The 3,458-nt window shown below is 42.2% G+C and carries 3 protein-coding genes and 1 pseudogene; all 4 read left to right on the top strand.

Going from position 1 to position 3,458, the window contains the following annotated elements; translation table 11 throughout:
• Positions 1-223, top strand: a pseudogene (locus tag B9J84_RS04840) (sel1 repeat family protein); the annotation flags it as partial.
• Between the two features lie 111 nt (positions 224-334).
• The gene (locus B9J84_RS04835; protein WP_017043423.1) at positions 335-619 is read left to right on the top strand and encodes a type VI secretion system PAAR protein; all 285 of its coding nucleotides are present in this window, start codon (positions 335-337) and stop codon (positions 617-619) included.
• A gap of 144 nt (positions 620-763) precedes the next feature.
• Positions 764-1,060: a Dabb family protein gene (locus B9J84_RS04830; RefSeq protein WP_094123655.1), complete on the top strand. Its 297-nt coding sequence runs from the start codon at positions 764-766 to the stop codon at positions 1,058-1,060.
• Between the two features lie 314 nt (positions 1,061-1,374).
• Positions 1,375-3,078, top strand: a complete 1,704-nt coding sequence (locus B9J84_RS04825) for a S8 family peptidase (RefSeq protein WP_094123654.1) — start codon at positions 1,375-1,377, stop codon at positions 3,076-3,078.
• Positions 3,079-3,458 lie beyond the last annotated feature (380 nt).

Raw genomic sequence — 3,458 nt, 5'->3', positions numbered from 1 at the left:
TTACAAGACTAGATTTTTTGAATTTAAAAATGAATTTAATAATGAGCAGTTATATTGCTATGCAGCTCTGTATGAAGCTATTACGGGTTCAGACAAGCTCTTTCTTGGAGTAGAAAATAAGAAAAATGTTACTAAAGATTGCGATATAGAGAAAGAAATAAGCTATATGACACCGATGGTATACATCGATGGTTTCACTAGCCGTGATGACTGGGTGGATTAGTTGCTAAGGCAAATACTTTAGCTGATATAATACGGTATAAAACACCTAAACCCTTAAAGTAAAACAACATCGCAACAAGCTTAATCAACGAATCTGATAAGGAGCAAATCAATGGCAAATGGTGCATTAGTAGGAGATATCGGATCCGATCATGATGGTTTTCCTCCTACGCCGATCACTGCTGGGTCACCGACGGTAAAAATTGATGGCAAAGCAGTGGCAAGGCAGGGCGACCCGCTAGAGCCTCATGACAAACCGAACAACCCAAGCCACCCACGTGCAATTAAAGGGGGCTCGGGTAGCGTTATGATTGATGGCAAGCCCGCCGCGCGAGTCGGCGATGCCGTTGACTGCGGTGGCGTAATTATTGGTGGTTCATCGGTCAATATTGGTTAGGGTTGTAGCCCATTTAATCAATAAAGCGGCGCTTCAAACCTTGAGTGCCGCTTTATTGTTTTAAGCACAGCAGCTTTAGCACCAGTGAGCCAGCGTTATCCCTCTTTATGAAAAGAAATTCTACAGACAGAAACGGAGCGAACAATGATCCGCCATATCTTATTAATCAAATTCAAACCACAAGCTCAGCCTGCCGACATTCAACAGCTCAAGTCGCTGTTTGAAGCCATGCCAGAGAAAATTGAGGGGGTCGCTGCTGTTGAGTGGGGCGTGAACGACAGCCCTGAAGGCAAAAACCAAGGTTATACCCACAGCGTTTTAATGACATTTAGCGATGAGCAAGGGCGCCAAAATTACCTACCTCATCCAGAGCATAACGCGCTAAAGGATGTCTTTCGTCCTTTGCTCGAAGAGATCATCGTTTTCGATTATTCGATTTAGTTACAAGCCAGTAAAATCTAGACGGTGTTTACCCCCTGACTTCGCCGCTAAGATTCAAACCTCAAGGTTTAGATGGCCTATGCCGGCCTTCGCTTATTAATACATGATGAAAAACCATTAAAGTATAGATTTATCAATATTTTGCGAACTTCTAAACACCATTGTATCAATGGTGTTTAGATCAAATTTTCAGCACAAAACATTCACGATAATGGGATGGATGTATAGTTTTATTGTTGTTGTGAATGATTTTCATTGTGTTGCGTTTTATCTTTTTGGTCGCTTTCTAAGCGCATTAAATAGGATGTAATAAAATGAATAAAGGATACAAATATTCTGCTCTTGCTGCAGCAATACTCGTTTCAGCATCGGTTTCGGCAAACGTCAGTGTGGAACCCACCCCAATTAATTCGCCTTTTATTAAAGATATAAAAGGTAATATTGTTGAAGACTATACTCCACAAGCTATCCAACCTCGTTTGTTTTTCATGCGTATGATTGGGAGTTCTGAACAGCGTGGGGATTGGTTTAATCTCTCGGCTAACTATTCCTCTATCCAAGGGGTTGGATCGGATTATGTGTATGAATCCTTGATGCCCCCTCTTAAACCTCAGCCTGTTATCGTGGCGGTGTTAGATTCGGGCGTGGACATTGAACACGAAGATCTAAAGAACAAGTTATGGGTTAATGCGGGAGAAATCCCAAACAATGGCATTGATGATGATGGTAATGGCTATATTGATGATGTGTATGGTTGGAATTTCTTAGGTAACTCGCTTGGTATCAATGTGGATTACGATACATTAGAGCTGACGCGTGAGTACAAAAAATACCTGGATTTATTAGAAGGCAATGATTGGATACCTGAGCAAAAACGTACTTACTACCAAGCAATAGAAACGGAATATCTAGCCGAGGTTCAGAGTAACCAAACCCTGATCGGGCAGGTCACTGAAGCTATTGCGCAAGCGAATCAATATAAATCGCAAATCTTAGCCTTGACTCAGCATAAAGATTTTACGGCCGAAGGTTTGCTCATTTTGCTGTCACATCCGAACTCTGAAGTCGTCTCCGCTGCTCAAGCTTTGTTGGCACTATTCGACGATTGGTATTCGTTTGACTACCTCGAGTCAAGACGAAGCCGATATCAAGATGCGTTGGATTACTACTACAACCTTGAGTTTGATCCTCGTGCTGATATCGTTTTAGATGACATCAGCAACCCTTGGGAAAAGGGGTATGGAAATAATGATGTAAAAGGGCCTGATGCATCACACGGTACGCATGTGGCGGGAATTATTGCAGCAGAGCGTCGCAATGGTATCGGAATTGACGGCTTATCTGAAGATGTGAAAGTCATGTCGTTGCGTATGGTGCCCAATGGTGATGAGCGCGATAAAGACATTGCTAATGCTGTGCGTTATGCGGTGGATAATGGCGCAAAAATCATCAACATGAGTTTTGGTAAAAGCTATTCACCACGTAAATTTGTAGTTGACCACGCGTTTCGTTATGCGGCCAGCAAAGGTGTGTTAATCATCCATTCTGCAGGCAATAGCCAAAGTGATAATGATAGTAAACCAAGCTTCCCTAATCGTTTTGCCGATACTTACGAATCGTCACCTATTTCAACTTGGATAGACGTAGGTGCATCAGCGAAATACGCGAATGAAGATTTTGTCGCCAGTTTTAGTAATTATGGCCAAAAATCGGTTGATATCTTTGCACCCGGTTATCGCATTCTCTCTTCTACGCCAGGCAATAACTACGCCACTTATAGTGGTACGAGTATGGCTGCACCTGTAGTATCAGGCGTTGCCGCTATGGTGTGGTCACGCTATCCAGAGCTCTCCGCAGTAGAACTCAAAGCCCTATTACTTGATAGCGCCCGTCGTTATCCTGAGCTGTTAGTGAAAAAACCATCATCACCTGAAACGTTTGTTCCATTCAGTGCACTATCGATCTCGGGTGGAATGGTTGATGCTGAAGCCGCTTTTGAAACACTCGCGAGTAAGTAGTGTCGCAGTCGGTAATTGATCAACTTTGTCTTGTTGTGCAAGCACAGGCCTATTTACCGATGGCTTAATTTAAACGTGAGCGTAATAAAAGGCGTAGCTGATATCATCCAGCTACGCCTTTTTGTATTCAGAGAAGAGTGCGTGTTCGGGTGCTTGTCTGACCCATTACCTGACCCAAAATCGTCAGGTACAAAAAAAAGGTCAGTAAACACTACGCTTACTAACCTTCTAGAGTTTGGTGCCCTCCCAGACTCAATTTTTAACATTAAATTATTGTAAATTATAATATTATTTTGTTCTTGTTTTTATTGTTGGTACATTTAGTGGTACATTGCGTTTTAGGTACAACAATCCATAAATTACACTTAGAACAATTTGAA

Origin of the sequence: Vibrio sp. V03_P4A6T147 (assembly GCF_002241085.1) — a bacterium.
Taxonomy (GTDB): domain Bacteria; phylum Pseudomonadota; class Gammaproteobacteria; order Enterobacterales; family Vibrionaceae; genus Vibrio; species Vibrio anguillarum.
Note: the sequence above shows the minus strand (reverse complement) of the source record. Positions and strands in the feature narration are given on the sequence as shown.